This is a genomic window from Labedella populi (assembly GCF_004078655.1).
Lineage (GTDB): Bacteria > Actinomycetota > Actinomycetes > Actinomycetales > Microbacteriaceae > Labedella > Labedella populi.
Genome location: NZ_RZNC01000001.1, coordinates 970,103 through 983,899, shown reverse-complemented (window position 1 = coordinate 983,899; position 13,797 = coordinate 970,103). Strand labels below are relative to the sequence as shown.

13 protein-coding genes are annotated in these 13,797 nt (G+C 69.6%); 6 read left to right on the top strand and 7 right to left on the bottom strand.

The annotated features are described in order from the left end of the window. Positions 1 to 133: 133 nt before the first annotated feature. The gene (locus ELQ92_RS04710; protein WP_128497782.1) at positions 134 to 928 is read left to right on the top strand and encodes an SDR family NAD(P)-dependent oxidoreductase; all 795 of its coding nucleotides are present in this window, start codon (positions 134 to 136) and stop codon (positions 926 to 928) included. Here ELQ92_RS04710 and ELQ92_RS04705 read toward each other — a convergent pair. From ELQ92_RS04705 to ELQ92_RS04690, 4 genes are read right to left on the bottom strand one after another with little or no spacing between them, the layout of a single operon-like run. Beyond that, positions 904 to 1,959 carry a hypothetical protein gene (locus ELQ92_RS04705; RefSeq protein ID WP_128497781.1) on the bottom strand — a complete coding sequence of 352 codons (1,056 nt, stop codon included), beginning with the start codon at positions 1,957 to 1,959 and terminating at the stop codon, positions 904 to 906. The genes ELQ92_RS04710 and ELQ92_RS04705 overlap by 25 nt on opposite strands. Then, positions 1,956 to 3,218 (bottom strand): sensor histidine kinase, encoded by a 1,263-nt coding sequence (locus ELQ92_RS04700; RefSeq protein ID WP_128497780.1) that lies wholly within the window; start codon positions 3,216 to 3,218, stop codon positions 1,956 to 1,958. The genes ELQ92_RS04705 and ELQ92_RS04700 overlap by 4 nt, the downstream gene beginning before the upstream one ends. Continuing rightward, on the bottom strand, positions 3,208 to 3,864 hold the full coding sequence (locus ELQ92_RS04695) for a response regulator transcription factor (protein ID WP_128497779.1): 657 nt from the start codon (positions 3,862 to 3,864) through the stop codon (positions 3,208 to 3,210). Before ELQ92_RS04695 ends, ELQ92_RS04700 begins: the two co-directional genes overlap by 11 nt. 15 nt (positions 3,865 to 3,879) lie before the next feature. Continuing rightward, on the bottom strand, positions 3,880 to 5,130 hold the full coding sequence (locus tag ELQ92_RS04690) for a class I SAM-dependent RNA methyltransferase (protein WP_128497778.1): 1,251 nt from the start codon (positions 5,128 to 5,130) through the stop codon (positions 3,880 to 3,882). 10 nt (positions 5,131 to 5,140) lie between these two features. On the opposite strand from ELQ92_RS04690, the gene ELQ92_RS04685 reads away from it, so the two are divergent. The 3 genes from ELQ92_RS04685 (at position 5,141) to ELQ92_RS04675 (ending at position 8,843) form a co-directional block, all read left to right on the top strand. After that, complete coding sequence (locus ELQ92_RS04685) at positions 5,141 to 5,827, top strand: Maf family protein (protein ID WP_128497777.1); 687 nt, start codon at positions 5,141 to 5,143, stop codon at positions 5,825 to 5,827. A gap of 140 nt (positions 5,828 to 5,967) precedes the next feature. Then, positions 5,968 to 7,737, top strand: a complete 1,770-nt coding sequence (locus tag ELQ92_RS04680; RefSeq protein ID WP_128497776.1) for an acetyl/propionyl/methylcrotonyl-CoA carboxylase subunit alpha — start codon at positions 5,968 to 5,970, stop codon at positions 7,735 to 7,737. A 158-nt stretch (positions 7,738 to 7,895) separates the two neighbouring features. Then, entirely contained in the window at positions 7,896 to 8,843 is a 948-nt protein-coding gene (locus tag ELQ92_RS04675) for a hypothetical protein (protein ID WP_128497775.1), read from the top strand. A gap of 51 nt (positions 8,844 to 8,894) precedes the next feature. Here the strand turns inward: ELQ92_RS04675 and ELQ92_RS04670 are convergent, their stop codons facing one another. Further along, positions 8,895 to 10,331: an NAD(P)H-quinone dehydrogenase gene (locus tag ELQ92_RS04670; protein WP_128497774.1), complete on the bottom strand. Its 1,437-nt coding sequence runs from the start codon at positions 10,329 to 10,331 to the stop codon at positions 8,895 to 8,897. 136 nt (positions 10,332 to 10,467) lie between these two features. Here ELQ92_RS04670 and ELQ92_RS04665 point away from each other — a divergent pair, with 136 nt between their 5' ends. Together ELQ92_RS04665 and ELQ92_RS04660 are read left to right on the top strand one after the other, a co-directional pair. After that, positions 10,468 to 11,301: a purine-nucleoside phosphorylase gene (locus ELQ92_RS04665; RefSeq protein ID WP_128497773.1), complete on the top strand. Its 834-nt coding sequence runs from the start codon at positions 10,468 to 10,470 to the stop codon at positions 11,299 to 11,301. Beyond that, entirely contained in the window at positions 11,298 to 12,980 is a 1,683-nt protein-coding gene (locus ELQ92_RS04660; RefSeq protein ID WP_128497772.1) for a phospho-sugar mutase, read from the top strand. The genes ELQ92_RS04665 and ELQ92_RS04660 overlap by 4 nt, the downstream gene beginning before the upstream one ends. A gap of 12 nt (positions 12,981 to 12,992) precedes the next feature. On the opposite strand, the gene ELQ92_RS04655 is transcribed toward ELQ92_RS04660, so the two are convergent. Together ELQ92_RS04655 and ELQ92_RS04650 are read right to left on the bottom strand one after the other, a co-directional pair. Continuing rightward, positions 12,993 to 13,265 (bottom strand): PTS sugar transporter subunit IIB, encoded by a 273-nt coding sequence (locus tag ELQ92_RS04655; protein WP_128497771.1) that lies wholly within the window; start codon positions 13,263 to 13,265, stop codon positions 12,993 to 12,995. Further along, complete coding sequence (locus tag ELQ92_RS04650) at positions 13,262 to 13,723, bottom strand: PTS sugar transporter subunit IIA (RefSeq protein ID WP_128497770.1); 462 nt, start codon at positions 13,721 to 13,723, stop codon at positions 13,262 to 13,264. Before ELQ92_RS04650 ends, ELQ92_RS04655 begins: the two co-directional genes overlap by 4 nt. Positions 13,724 to 13,797 lie beyond the last annotated feature (74 nt).

The window sequence follows — 13,797 nt, the reverse complement described above, 5'->3', positions numbered from 1 at the left end:
ACATGTGCGTGGGGGCGTTCCGCGTCCGCGCGATCGCTTTGGGGAAGTCGTCCGGGCAGACCCCTCGATGCCCTTCTCACTCCACTGCCGCGAACGAAGGGCGCTTCCGCGAAGGAAGCAGGAGGATGGGGAGATGAAGATCGATGTGAGTGGGAAGACGGCCCTCGTGACGGGATCGACGCAAGGGATCGGCGCGGCGATCGCGACCGGACTCGCCGCCGCGGGGGCCGAGGTCGGAGTCAACGGACGCACCGCGGAGAGCGTGACCCGCGCCATCGACGCGATCGCCGCACGGGTCGACGGTGCGCGCCTCGTCCCCGTCGTCGCCGACGTGACGACGGAGGCCGGTGTCGATGCGGTGCTCGCAGCGCTCCCCGACGTCGACGTCCTCGTCAACAACCTGGGCGTGTTCGGGTCGCAGGACGCGCTCACGATCGACGACGACGAGTGGCGACGCTACTTCGAGGTGAACGTCCTCTCCGCGGTGCGGCTCATCCGCGTCTACCTGCCCGGGATGATGGAGCGCCGCTGGGGCCGGGTGCTCGACATCGCGAGCGACTCCGCGATCGTCATCCCCCGGGAGATGATCCACTACGGCATGTCGAAGACCGCCCTCCTGGCGGTGTCGAGGGGCTTCGCGAAGGAGGCCGCCGGCACCGGCGTCACCGTCAACTCCGTCATCGCCGGCCCCACGCACACGGGCGGTGTCGAGGACTTCGTGTACGAACTCGTCGACCGTTCATTGCCCTGGGACGAGGCGCAGCGGGAGTTCATGCGGCTTCACCGGCCCCAATCGCTGCTCCAACGGCTCATCGAGCCCGAGGAGATCGCGAATCTCGTCGTCTACCTCTCCTCCCCCCTCGCATCGGCGACGACGGGCGCAGCGGTGCGCGTCGACGGCGGTTACGTGGACTCCATCGTGCCCTGACGGCTCCGTCTCCCCGGATCGGACCCGGCCGCCGCCGATCGTGGCACCTCTCGCCACAGGTCGACGTCATCGTCGGGGTCCTCGGACCCCGGAGCGGGCTTCGACAGGCCCACGAGCGTCACAGCCGCCGTGGAGTCGAGAGGAGCCGTCCGCACGATGAGCCGCTCGGACGTCGAGTCCGCGACGGACGCCGCGACGACGGCGAGGACCCGGTCGAGCTCCTCCTGCGGCAGGTCGTCGATGGTGCCCTCATCGAGGAGAGACACCATCGTCCCTCGTCGGCGCGCCGCGAGCACCTCCCGACGGACATCGAGGTTCAGCAGCCTCCGACCACGGATCTCGTCCCGGAGGCCGGCCTCGAGCAGTCGCGCCTCCATCCGCTCGTCGGGGGTGAGGTCGCCGCCGGAGAGCACGATGCGTCGCAGCGTCGGTCCCGCGAGGCGCGATGCCTCGTCGAGACGACGCGCACGCTCCGTGAAGTGGGCGTCCTGGGCGGCCTGCCACTCCGCCGCCGCCCTCTCGGCGAGTACGAGTTTCTCCGCGTCGCGACCCGCGCGGGCGAGCGCGCGAGCGATTACGACGGCGATCGCGACCCAGGTCACCGAGCCCGTGACGCCGATGGCCGCCGCCGTGCCGATACCCGCCCAGACGATCGACTGGATCGTGAGGAACCCGACGCCGGCCCATGCCGTCCACTCCCGGCGGCGTGCCGCCGTGATCGTCATGAGTGTGCCGATGGAGGCGACGTGCCAGGTCGCATAGCCGTTGTCGGCCCCCGGATCGAGCTCACTCGTGACGAGCAGGCAGAGCGTGATCGACACGGCGAGGTTGAAGAAGGCCAGCGACAGGGGCATCTGGACGGGAGAGGTCGGCCAGAGGCTGATGATCGTCGCACCGATGTAGAGGACCATCGCGACGATGCTCGGCCACGGGGAGTCGGGCACGCCGAGCGTGATGACACCGCGGAAGACGTGGTAGAGCGAGAAGAGCCCGGCGAGAGCGAGCATCGTGTACCGGGAGATGCGGATCATGTGTCGGCCTCCGATCCCGCCGGCGTCCATTCGAGGCGCACCGTCGTGCCACGACCGACCTCCGAGTCCACCGAGGCGCGACCTCCAACGGATACCATCCGCTCGATGATGGAGACGCGCACGCCGAGCCGGCCCGGCTCGACCTCGCGCGGGTCGAACCCCTCGCCGTCGTCCTCCACGCTCACGGAGACCCCCGCCGTACCCGTCGCCCGGACGACGACGGATCGTCCGACCGTCTCGCCGCCGCCGTGTTGGATGCTGTTCTGCATCGCCTGGGCGGCGGCGAGGATCATCGCCTCGGCGACGACGGACGGCATGACACGGTCGCGAGCGCCGAGGAACGTGAAGTCGATGTGACGCTCGAGCGACGACGCCTGCGACGCGAGCGCGTCCGCGAGTTCGCCCGAGGTGACGTGCGCGTCGTAGGCGGCCGGGGCGAGTCCCGCGTGGCGGAAATGGGCCAGCGCCTTCACGGCGAGCGTCGCCGCTGCGCGGTACTGAGCCGCGGACTCGGCGCGGTCCGCCGCTTGCAGGGCGGCCAACACGCTGTCATGCACGATCGCGTCCACCTCGACGCGCTCGGCCTCGACGGCGTGGAGGCGGACCGCCTCGTCATAGCGGGCCAGTGCAGTGTCCCGGGCGGCGTCGACCCCCCGCGCCGCACGCCGGAAGGTGACACCGACCACGAGGACGACGAGCCCGATGATCAGGCCGTACGAGGCGTCGAACACTCCGACCTGCCACTGCGACGGATCGTTCGTCGCGGCGCGGGCGACGCCGTAGAGGATGGGTGAGACGACCGTGTAGAGGACGGCGAGCCGCACGCTCATCGCGAACACCGCACACGCGCCCGCGACGGTCAGCAGGTACCAGAACCACGGCTCGGCCGGGTCTCCTCCCGGCACGTCGATGAGCGACGGCCACACGAGGAGGACGACGATGTACCCCCAGCAGAAGAAGAGACTCGCAACGCGCATGCCACGGAGCATCCACGACGCGACGACCGTCGCGACCATGATCAGAGTCATGGCGACGAGCGCGGCGATGCCGACCGGACGTTCCATCAGTTGAGGGGCGGCGAGGCCGATCCACACGGCCTGACCACCGAACACGACCGTCGCGATTCCGATGGTGCGGGCGAAGAGCTCCTCGACCCGCCCGGAACTGAAGACCTTGCGACCCGACAGCTCGCCGCGCGTGACGATCGTCTCGGCGACACTCGCCGGCTGGAAGCGGCTGCGGGGGCGGTCAGTCGCCATCCACTTGACCGGGGTTCAGCTCCGGCAGGATACCGTCCTCGACGGCGCGTCGGAGCAGATCGACCTTCGTCGGCGCGGGGCGGCCCACCTCGACGTACTTGCTCCGGATGCGTCCCAAGTGCTCCTTCGCCGTCGAGACGGCGATGCCGAGTTCGAGGGCGACTTGCTTGAGCGGCAGCCCGGAAGCGTAGAGGTGCAGGACGTCGCGCTCCCGGCGACCGAGCTGCACGGTGGCGAACTCGCTGTCCGCGTCGATCGCGCTCGCCCACTCGAGGTTGTTGAGAACGCCGCCGGCGGCGACCGTCGCGATCGCATCGACGATGACCTCCGTCGGTGACGCCTTCGGGATCACTCCGGCGACTCCCGCTGCGAAGGCCTCTCGGACGCTCGCGACGCGATCGGCGATGCTGTGGATGAGCACCGCCGCCCCCGTCGCGTGGGATCGCTGGACGTTGTCGGTGATGGACGAGCCGTCCTCGAGCGAGAGGTCGAGGACCACGATGTCGACGGGCCGTTCGGCGGCCCGCGCCACGAAGGCGTCGACGGTGGAGACGCTGTGCACGACCTCATAGCCCGCGATGGCGCACACCGCCGAGACACCCAGTCTGACCGACTCGTGGTCGTCGATGATCGCTACCCTAACCATGCGCTCATCGTAGCGTCAGGAGGGGCGGTCCCCGGTGCGTGTGAACGCGGCGACCGCCTCGACATGGTGCGTATGGGGGAAGAGGTCGAAGGCGCGCAGCGAGTCGAGCTCGTAACCCGACGCCCGCAATGCCTTCGTGTCCCGCGCGAGCGCCACCGGATCACACGCGACGTAGATGATCTGGGCCGGCTGCAGCGCGGCCAGCTCGCCGACGACGGCGGTGCCCGCGCCCGAGCGCGGCGGATCGAGGACGATCGTGGCCGCTCGGTAGCGGGCGACGTCGCGTTCGGCGCCGATCGAGCGGACGAACCGATCAACGCGGGCCGTGACGGCCCGGGCGCCGACCACGTCGGACAGGTTCTCGGCGGCGTGGTCGGTCGCCGACGATTCCGCCTCCACCGTCGTCACCCGGACACCCCGGCCGAAACGGTCGGCGAGCGTCGCGGCGAACAGGCCGACGCCGCCGTAGAGGTCGAGGTTCGGGGCAGCCGGATCGAATCGTCCGGCGTCGACGGCCGACGACACCGCCGACGAGAGCAGCACCGCCGCCTCGCGGTGGACTTGCCAGAAACCGAGGGGCTCGAGCGAGAAGGTGCGCTCCCCCACACGTTCGTGAACGGCCCCGGTACGGGCGGCACCGTCCACCGCTACGAGGACCCCGTCGGCGGAGAGGACGACGTCCACCGTCGTCGCCCCGTCGAGGCGCTCGCGGAGAGGAGCGGCCGCCGCGACCTCGGAGGTCGCGAGGGGCAGGTCCTCGACGGTGATGACGCGGTGGGAACGGGCGGCATAGGGACCGACGCGCCCCTCGCCGTCCACGTGCAGGGACACACGAGTGCGCCAGTGCAGGCCGTTCCCGTCGTCGTCGCCCGCCGTCGGCTCGACGACCGTGCGGACGAACGGCGAGTCCGCGTCGAGACCGCCGAACCGGACGAGGGCGTCGCTCAAGACGTCGGCCTTCAGGGTCCGCTGGCGCGGGAGCGCGATGTGACCGAACTCGGCGCCTCCGGCCCGGTCGGCCGGATCACGGTCGATCGCGGACGCCGACCACACGTGGTCGACCCGGTCGGCGGACGCGTCGAGCACCTCGAGCGCCTCGGCGCGCCAGAAGCTCTTCTTCCGAGTGTCGACGAGCCGCGCGCGCACCGTCTCTCCCGGGAGCGTGTCGGGGACGAACACCACTCGACCCTCGTGGCGGGCGACGAAGACCCCGCCGTGGGCTACGTTGGTGATCGTCAGATCCACGATGTCCGGTGCGTCTGCCATGCGTTCGAGCATGACACACGCCCGTGCGCGAGAGGACCTCCCCGTGCTGCTGTACCTCGCCTCCACGTCGCCCGCGCGCCTCGCCCTCCTCCGGTCGAGCGGCATCGAACCCGTTGTCCTGCCCTCGGCGGTGGATGAGGACGCCGTTCTCGCCGAAGCGTCGCGGCACCGCGTGCTGTCTCCCGCCGAGACGGTCTCGTTGCTCGCCCGGGAGAAGGCCGAAGCCGTCGTGGAGAGTGTCCTCTCGGCGGGACGGGAACGGGGACTCGTCCTCGGCGGCGACTCGATGTTCGAACTCGACGGCACGCTGCACGGCAAGCCGCACACTCCCGAGCGCGCTCGCGAGCGCTGGCTCATGCAGCGCGGCCGGACCGGGGTCCTCCACTCGGGCCACTGGCTCATCGACGTCGACCCGGTCGCGGGTGTCGTCCACGGAGCGCGCGGAGCGGCCGCCGAGGCCGCGGTGACGTTCGCCGACGACGTCTCGGATGACGAGATCGACGCGTACGTCGCGAGCGGTGAGCCCCTCGCCGTCGCGGGCGCGTTCACGATCGACAGTCTCGGCGCGCCCTTCATCTCGTCCGTGTCGGGCGACCCCTCAACGGTCGTCGGTCTCTCCCTCCCGACCCTCCGCCGACTCGTCCGTGCCTCGGGCCATGAGTGGACGGCGCTCTGGAACCGACGCGGCGCGCTCTGAGCGACGGCGCGTTCCCGGCGTTCCGGGGAGGCGTAGTCCGGCCGTGTCCGATGGCTTTAGTGGCTTCCCACGTATCCTTCGGCCAATTTTGTGTATGTTCCTCACAGACGTCTTCCGGCGTCCCAATAGACTCGACTCTTGTGCCACGCATAACGAAGGTCCTCATCGCCAACAGGGGAGAAATCGCGGTCCGTGTGATCCGCGCAGCTCGAGACAGCGGAATCGGCAGTGTCGCCGTCTACGCAGATCAGGACAGGGACGCTCTGCACGTCCGACTCGCGGACGAGGCGTATGCGCTCGAGGGGACCACGAGCGCTGACACGTACCTCGTCATCGAGAAGCTCCTGAGTGTGGCCCGTCGATCCGGAGCGGACGCCGTGCACCCGGGTTACGGCTTCCTCGCGGAGAACGCGGACTTCGCCCGAGCCGTCGAGGGCGCCGGTCTGACGTGGATCGGTCCATCCCCCGACGCGATCGAGAAGCTCGGCGACAAGGTGTCGGCACGCCACATCGCCGAGAAGGTCGGCGCCCCTCTCGCGCCGGGGACGCTCAACCCCGTCGCCGACGCATCCGAGGTGCTCGAGTTCGTCGATGCTCACGGCCTCCCCGTCGCGATCAAGGCCGCCTACGGCGGCGGGGGGCGCGGTCTCAAGGTCGCGCGCGAACGCGACGAGGTTGCGGAGCTCTTCGAGTCCGCGACGCGCGAGGCGATCGCGGCCTTCGGCCGGGGAGAGTGCTTCGTCGAGAAGTACCTCGACAAGCCCCGCCACGTCGAGACGCAGTGCCTCGCCGACGCCCACGGGAACGTCGTCGTCGTGTCGACGCGCGACTGCTCTCTGCAGCGCCGTCACCAGAAGCTCGTCGAGGAGGCGCCCGCTCCGTTCCTGACGGAGGAGCAGAACGCCGAGCTGTACCGGGCGTCGAAGGCCATCCTGCGGGAAGTCGGCTACCTCGGCGCCGGGACATGCGAGTTCCTCATCGGGCAGGACGGCACGGTGTCCTTCCTCGAGGTCAACACGCGGTTGCAGGTCGAGCACCCGGTGTCCGAGGAGGTCACGGGCATCGACCTCGTCCGTGAGCAGTTCCGTATCGCCGAGGGCGGCGTCCTCGACTACGACGACCCCGTCCCCACCGGGCACTCGATCGAATTCCGGATCAACGGGGAGGACCCGGGGCGCGGATTCCTGCCCCAGCCGGGTCCCATCCACGTCTTCAAGACCTTCGGTGGCCCGGGCATCCGCCTGGACTCCGGTGTGACGGCGGGCGACAGTATCTCCGGCGCCTTCGATTCTCTGCTCGGAAAGATCATCGTGACGGGCCGGGATCGCGCGCAGGCGCTCGAACGCAGCCGACGGGCCCTCGACGAGTTCGAGGTGTCAGGACTGCCGACGGTCCTGCCGTTCCACCGGCTCATCGTCCGCGATCCCGCCTTCATGGCGGAGGACGGCGACTTCGGAGTCTTCACGCGCTGGATCGAGACCGAGTTCGCGGGCGAGATCGAGCCGTGGAACGGTGAGCTGGAGGAGGCGCTGCCACCGGCCGAACGCCACACCGTCGTCGTCGAGGTCTCCGGGAAGCGACTCGCGGTGAACCTGCCGAATGCTCTGTTGCCGGCATCGAGTCCGCGCGGTCGCAGCGCGACGCCTCCGCCGCGGCGCGGCTCGTCCGGTGGCGCGTCCGCCGCGGCGACGGGCGACGACGTCAAGGCGCCGATGCAGGCGACGATCGTCAAGGTCGCCGTCGAGGAGGGGCAGGCCGTCGTCAGGGGTGATCTCCTCCTCGTGCTCGAGGCCATGAAGATGGAGCAGCCGATCACCGCCCCGAAGGACGGCACCGTCTCGAACCTCGACGCCCCGGCTGGCACGACGGTCTCGGCGGGCCACCGCCTCCTCTCCCTCCCCCTCCCCTAACCCCCCTAAACACTTCCTATGTGCTCGAAAATTCGAGCACATAGGAAGTGTTCATGCGGGTAAGGGTGCGTCGTCCCCAAGCCGCTCGTGCCCACGCCCCTCCGCCGGACGGCACTGAGCGAGTCCGGCGGCGGTGCCGACCAGCGCATCCTCTTCGGATGGAAGACGACTCTCTCATCACTCGCCGCCGTGACCGCATTGCTCGGGGGGACTCGATCAGCGATCTGGATCGCTCACTCCGAAAGGGTGACCTCCTCTCGGTCGCACCCGGAGCGTATGTCGACAGCCGCGTCTGGCGCGAACTCCCGCCACTTCGCCGCCACCGCCTTCGAGTCCTGGCCTCGCTCGAGCGCCTCCACTCGGATCCGACCCTCAGCCACTTTTCCGCCGCCGCCTACTGGGGTCTCAACATCTGGCAACGCTGGCCCGCGACCGTCGACATCCTCGTGGATAACAGGGCGGCGCGATCATCCGGCGCCTTCCGCCGCCACACGGGAAACGCCGACCGTCACGAGACGGTTCACACCGGAGATTTCTCGGTCACGACCGTCGCTCAGACCGCCGTCGACATCGCACTGATCGTCCCCTTCGCGGAAGCGGTCGTGACGATGGACAGTGCGTTGTATGCCGGGCGTGACGGAGGCCCGGCGACCACTCGCGATGAGCTACGAGAAGCCGCCGGGAGAATGCAGGGCGTGCCGGGCTCACGGCGAGCGGCCGCTGCGGTCGCGTTCGCCACACCTCTCGCCGACTCGCCACTCGAATCGTTCAGTCGGGTTCGCATCATGGAGGCCGGCTTCGCTGAACCAGAACTGCAGAAGGAGTTCAGGGGCCCCGACAGCTTCCGCGCGAAGGTCGATTTCTGGTGGCCCGACTACGGTGTAATCGGTGAGGCGGACGGCCGGATCAAATACGGCGCCGCGCCATCCCCCGATGGCGAAGACGCTCGCCAGGCCGTCATCGCCGAGAAGAATCGCGAGAACGTCCTTCGACGGATGAGTGTCGGGTTCGCTCGGTGGGAGCACCGAGACGTCACCGGCGTCGGTCGACTCGCCGCGATCCTCCGACAAGCAGGTCTTCCGACCGTTCGCCGCTCCCCATCATGAACACTTCCTATGTGCTTAGAAATTCGTGCACATAGGAAGTGTTCAGGGGGGTTAGAGGACGATGTGGAGAGCCTTGGCGGCGTCCGTGATGCTTCCGGTGAGCGAGGGGTATACCGCGAAGGCGCGTGCGACCTGGTCGACATTGAGCCGGTGCTCGACGGCGAGGGCGAGCGGGAAGATGAGCTCCGAGGCCTTCGGCGCCACGATGACCCCGCCGATGACCGTCCCGGATCCGGTTCGCGCGAACAGCTTCACGAAACCGTCCTTGATCCCCATCATCTTGGCCCGGGGATTCGACGAGAGCGGGAGCTTGTAGATGTCGCCCTGAGCGATGCCGTCCTCGATCTGCTTCTGCGTCCACCCCACCGTCGCGATCTCCGGCTGGGTGAAGATGTTCGCCGACACGTTCCGCAGCTCCGTCGGCGTCACCGCGTCGCCCATGGCGTGGAAGATCGCCGTCCGGCCCTGCATCGACGCGACCGATGCGAGGGGGAGGAACGTGGTGCAGTCACCCGCCGCGTAGATGTTCGGGACCGAGGTGCGAGCGACCCGGTTCACGCGCACATGGCCGCTCTCGGAGAGCTGCACCCCCGCCTCCTCGAGCCCGATCCCCGTGGTGTTGGGAACCGCTCCGATCGCGATCAGGCAGTGGCTGCCTTCCACGGTGCGTCCGTCCGAGAGCGTCACGACGACCCCGGAGGACGAGCGGACGACCGACTCGGCCCGCGACTTCGCGAGTACCGTCATGCCGTTGCGCTTGAAGACGCGCTCGATGACGGCGGCGGCATCGGCGTCCTCGCCGGGGAGGACCTGGTCGCGGCTCGATACGAGTGTGACCTCCGAGCCGAGCGCCCGGTAGGCCGACGCGAACTCGGCGCCCGTGACGCCCGAACCGACGACGACGAGGTGCTCGGGGATCGCGGAGAGGTTGTACAGCTGCGTCCACGTGAGGATGCGTTCACCGTCGGGGATCGCCGTCGGCAAGATGCGCGGGCTCGCGCCGACGGAGACGACGACCGTGTCGGCCTCGATGCGGTCGAAGTCGGTGCCCGCGCCACCCGGTTCGGTCGACACGATCACGGCGTCACGTCCGTCGAGACGACCCTCACCGGTAACGATCCGGACGCCGTTCTCGAGCAGATTGGAACGCAAGTCCTCCGACTGCTGCCGCGCGAGGCCGAGGAGACGCTTGTTGACGGCGGCGAGGTTCACGGCGACCTCGGGGCGCACGGGCTTCCCGTCGCCCGTGCGCCCGTAGAACTGCACGCCGAGCTCGGAGGACTCCCGGACGGCGATCGCCGCCTCGGCCGTCGCGATGAGGGACTTCGACGGTACGACGTCCGTGATGACGGCGGAACCGCCGACACCGACGCGCTCGACGACCGTGACCTCGGCACCGAGCTGTGCTCCCGCGAGCGCCGCTTCGTACCCGCCGGGCCCCCCGCCGAGTACGGCGATCCGCTGTTTCCGCTCAAACTCGTAAGCCATGCGTCGATTCTCTCAGTGCGGGACGACCCGCACCAATTCGCGGAAGCGGCCTCGCACCCGGATCACACGCCGACGTCGCCGTCCCGGGTCCGTCGTGGCATCGGGTCCGACTCGCACGCCCGATTAGAGTGGAGGGATGGCTGACTCTTCGTCGAATCCGTTGGACGCTCCGGGCGTCGATCCCTTCACCGTCGCGGCTCAGGCCGCCGAGCGCATCGCCGAGATCTCCGGCGTCGCGCGGCACGACATCGCCCTCACCCTCGGCTCCGGCTGGGGCCGAGCGGCGGAGCTCATGGGCGAGACCGTCGCGACGATCCCCGCCACGGAGATCCCCGGTTTCTCGAAGCCCGCCCTCGTCGGCCACGTCGGCACACTGCGCTCCGTCCGACTCCCCTCTGGGAAGCACGCCCTCGTCATCGGCGCCCGCACGCACTACTACGAGGGTCACGGGGTGCGCCGCGTCGTGCACAGCGTCCGCACGGCCGCCGCTGCGGGCGCGACCACGATGATCCTCACGAACGGAGCCGGCGGCATCAAGGAGACGTGGACGCCGGGGACGCCGGTCCTCATCAGCGACCACATCAATCTCACGGCCGATTCCCCCCTCGAGGGCGCCACCTTCATCGACCTCACCGACCTGTACTCGTCTCGGCTGCGCGGCATCGCACGGGAGGTGGCGCCGGAGCTCGACGAGGGCGTCTACTGCCAGTTCCGCGGCCCGCACTACGAGACGCCCGCGGAGGTGCAGATGGCGAAGGCGATCGGCGGCCACATCGTCGGGATGTCGACGGCGCTCGAGGCGATCGCCGCGCGACAGGCCGGCATGGAGGTCCTCGGGCTCTCTCTCATCACCAATCTCGCGGCAGGCATCCAGAAGACCCCGCTCAGCCACGAGGAGGTCATCGAGGCCGGCCGCGCCGCCGAGCCCGTGATCAGCGACCTGCTCGCGCGCGTCGTGGAGCGCCTGTGAGCGCCGGGCTCGTCGAGCGAGCGAGGGCGTGGCTCGACCAGGATCCGGACGACGAGACCCGGGCCGAGCTCCGAGGCCTCATCGAGGCCGTCGAGGACGCACGCCCGGGCGCCGAGGCGGTCCTGTCGGATCGGTTCGACTCACGACTCGCCTTCGGCACCGCGGGCCTCCGCGGGGAACTCGCCGCCGGGCCCAACCGGATGAACCGCGTCCTCGTGGCCCAGGCCGCCCGTGGTCTCGCCGACTGGCTCATCGCGCGCCGCGACGAGCCGTCCGTCGTGATCGGCTACGACGGCCGCAAGAACTCGCGGGTCTTCGCCGAGGACACCGCGGAGCTCATGGCGGGTGCCGGTGTTCGCGCGATCCTCCTCCCCCGCTTGCTGCCGACCCCGGTGCTCGCATTCGCCGTCCGCCACTTCGACGCGAGCGCCGGCGTGATGGTGACGGCGAGTCACAACCCGCCGCGCGACAACGGCTACAAGGTGTACCTCGGCGACCGCGATGCCGGCTCCCAGATCATCTCCCCGGTCGACGCGGAGATCGCCGAGTCGATCGACGCGGTCGCGGCGGGATCGATCGTCGGCCTGGCCCGTTCCACGGACTACGAGGTCGCCGACGAGAGCGTCATCGACACCTACGTCTCCCGTACGGCGCAGGTCGCGTCGGCACAGCCGAGCGTCCAGCCCACGGTCGTCTACACGGCCATGCATGGCGTGGGCTGGGAGACCGCGTCCCGCGTCTTCGAGGCGGCGGGCTTCGCGTCGCCCGTGACGGTTGCGGCCCAAGTCCACCCGGACCCCGACTTCCCGACCGTGTCGTTCCCGAACCCGGAGGAGCCGGGCGCGCTCGATCTCGCCTACGAGACCGCGCGTGAGCACGCAGCAGACCTCATCATCGCCAACGACCCCGATGCCGACCGGCTCGCGGTCGCGATCCCGGACCCGGCGAGCGGGAGCGGCTACCGGCGACTCACCGGTAACGAGGTGGGCGCCCTCCTCGGTTGGCGCGCGGCAGAGTCGCTCGCGGCCCCCCGAGACGGCGCCCCGGAGGGGACGCTCGCGTGCTCGATCGTCTCCTCCCCGGCGCTCGCCGCGGTCGCGGAGAAGTACGGGCTCGAATTCGCCGACACGCTCACCGGCTTCAAGTGGGTCTCCCGCGCTCCCGGATTGATCTTCGGCTATGAGGAGGCACTCGGCTACCTCGTCAATCCGGAGACCGTCCGCGATAAGGACGGCATCTCGGCGGCCGTCGCGTTCCTCGATCTCGCCGCGCAGCTCGCGGCCGACGGCTCGAGCGTCGCCGAGCACCTCGAGCGCTTCAGCGAGACCTTCGGTCACTTCGCGAGCGACCAGATCTCGGTCCGCGTCTCGGATGTCGCACAGATCGGAGCGACGATGAGACGGTTGCGCGAGGAGCCGCCGCGGGCGGTCGGGGGGATCGCCGTCGAGCGGATCGAGGACTTGTCGGGCGGCTTCGGCGCTCTGCCTCCGAGTGATGTGCTCCGTCTCCGTCTCGTCGACGGGTCCCGCGTGATGGTGCGCCCGAGCGGTACCGAGCCGAAGCTCAAGGTCTACATCGACGTCTCGAGCACCGACGGCGACCTCGCCCACCGCGTCGACGAGGCCGAGGCCCGACTCGCCGCCCTCCGAGCGGGGGTCTCCGAACTCGTCGGCGCCTGATCCCCGACTCCCTCAGCCGAGGGCTTCGAGCAGCTTCTTCTCGATCTCGGCATGGTCGACGTAGTTGTCGATCACGACGATGTCGGCCCACGTCGGTGGGATCTTGTCGACGAGTTCCGGCGAGGTGAGGATGACTTGTGCATCCGTGGCCGTGATCGCGAGCGATCCGACGTCGGAGGCCGTGACGTCCGCCTCGATGCCGAGTCGAGCGAGCGCCCTCTCGGCGTTCACCTTCAGGATTCCCGAGGTCCCCACACCGACCCCGCAGATCGCGACGATCTTCATACCGCTCCCCTCGCCGTAGCCGATTCGATGAGCCCGATCGCCGTTGTCGCGTCTGTCGCGGCGCTCAGCGCCGGGACCAGGTCCGGATCGTTGAACGCATTCGCGAGGTCGGCGATGCCCGTCACGTGCACGTCTGCCGTCGTGACGGCGATCCCGATGACGACGTGCACGGGATCGTTGTGTGCGTGACCGAAGGAGACGGGACTCTCGAGCGTGACGAGCGACAAGCCGTTCTCGACGACGTCGGCGCCCGGCCGCGCGTGCGCCAGGGCGAGCCCTGGGGCGATCACAACGTACGCGCCGAACTCCTCGATGACGTCGACCATGCGCTGCGGGTAACCGCGGCTGACCGATCCCGAAGCGACGAGCACGTCACCCGAGAGCCGCACGGCCGCGCGCCAGTCCGCCGCCGATACGCCCAGTCGGACGGTGGCTTCGGTGAGCGGAGGCAGCGGCATCGGCGGATCCTGAGGTCGGGGTGGCTGACGAGTGGCTCGTCGCCTCCAGAGTACCGCTCGGCGGCCGAGCGTTT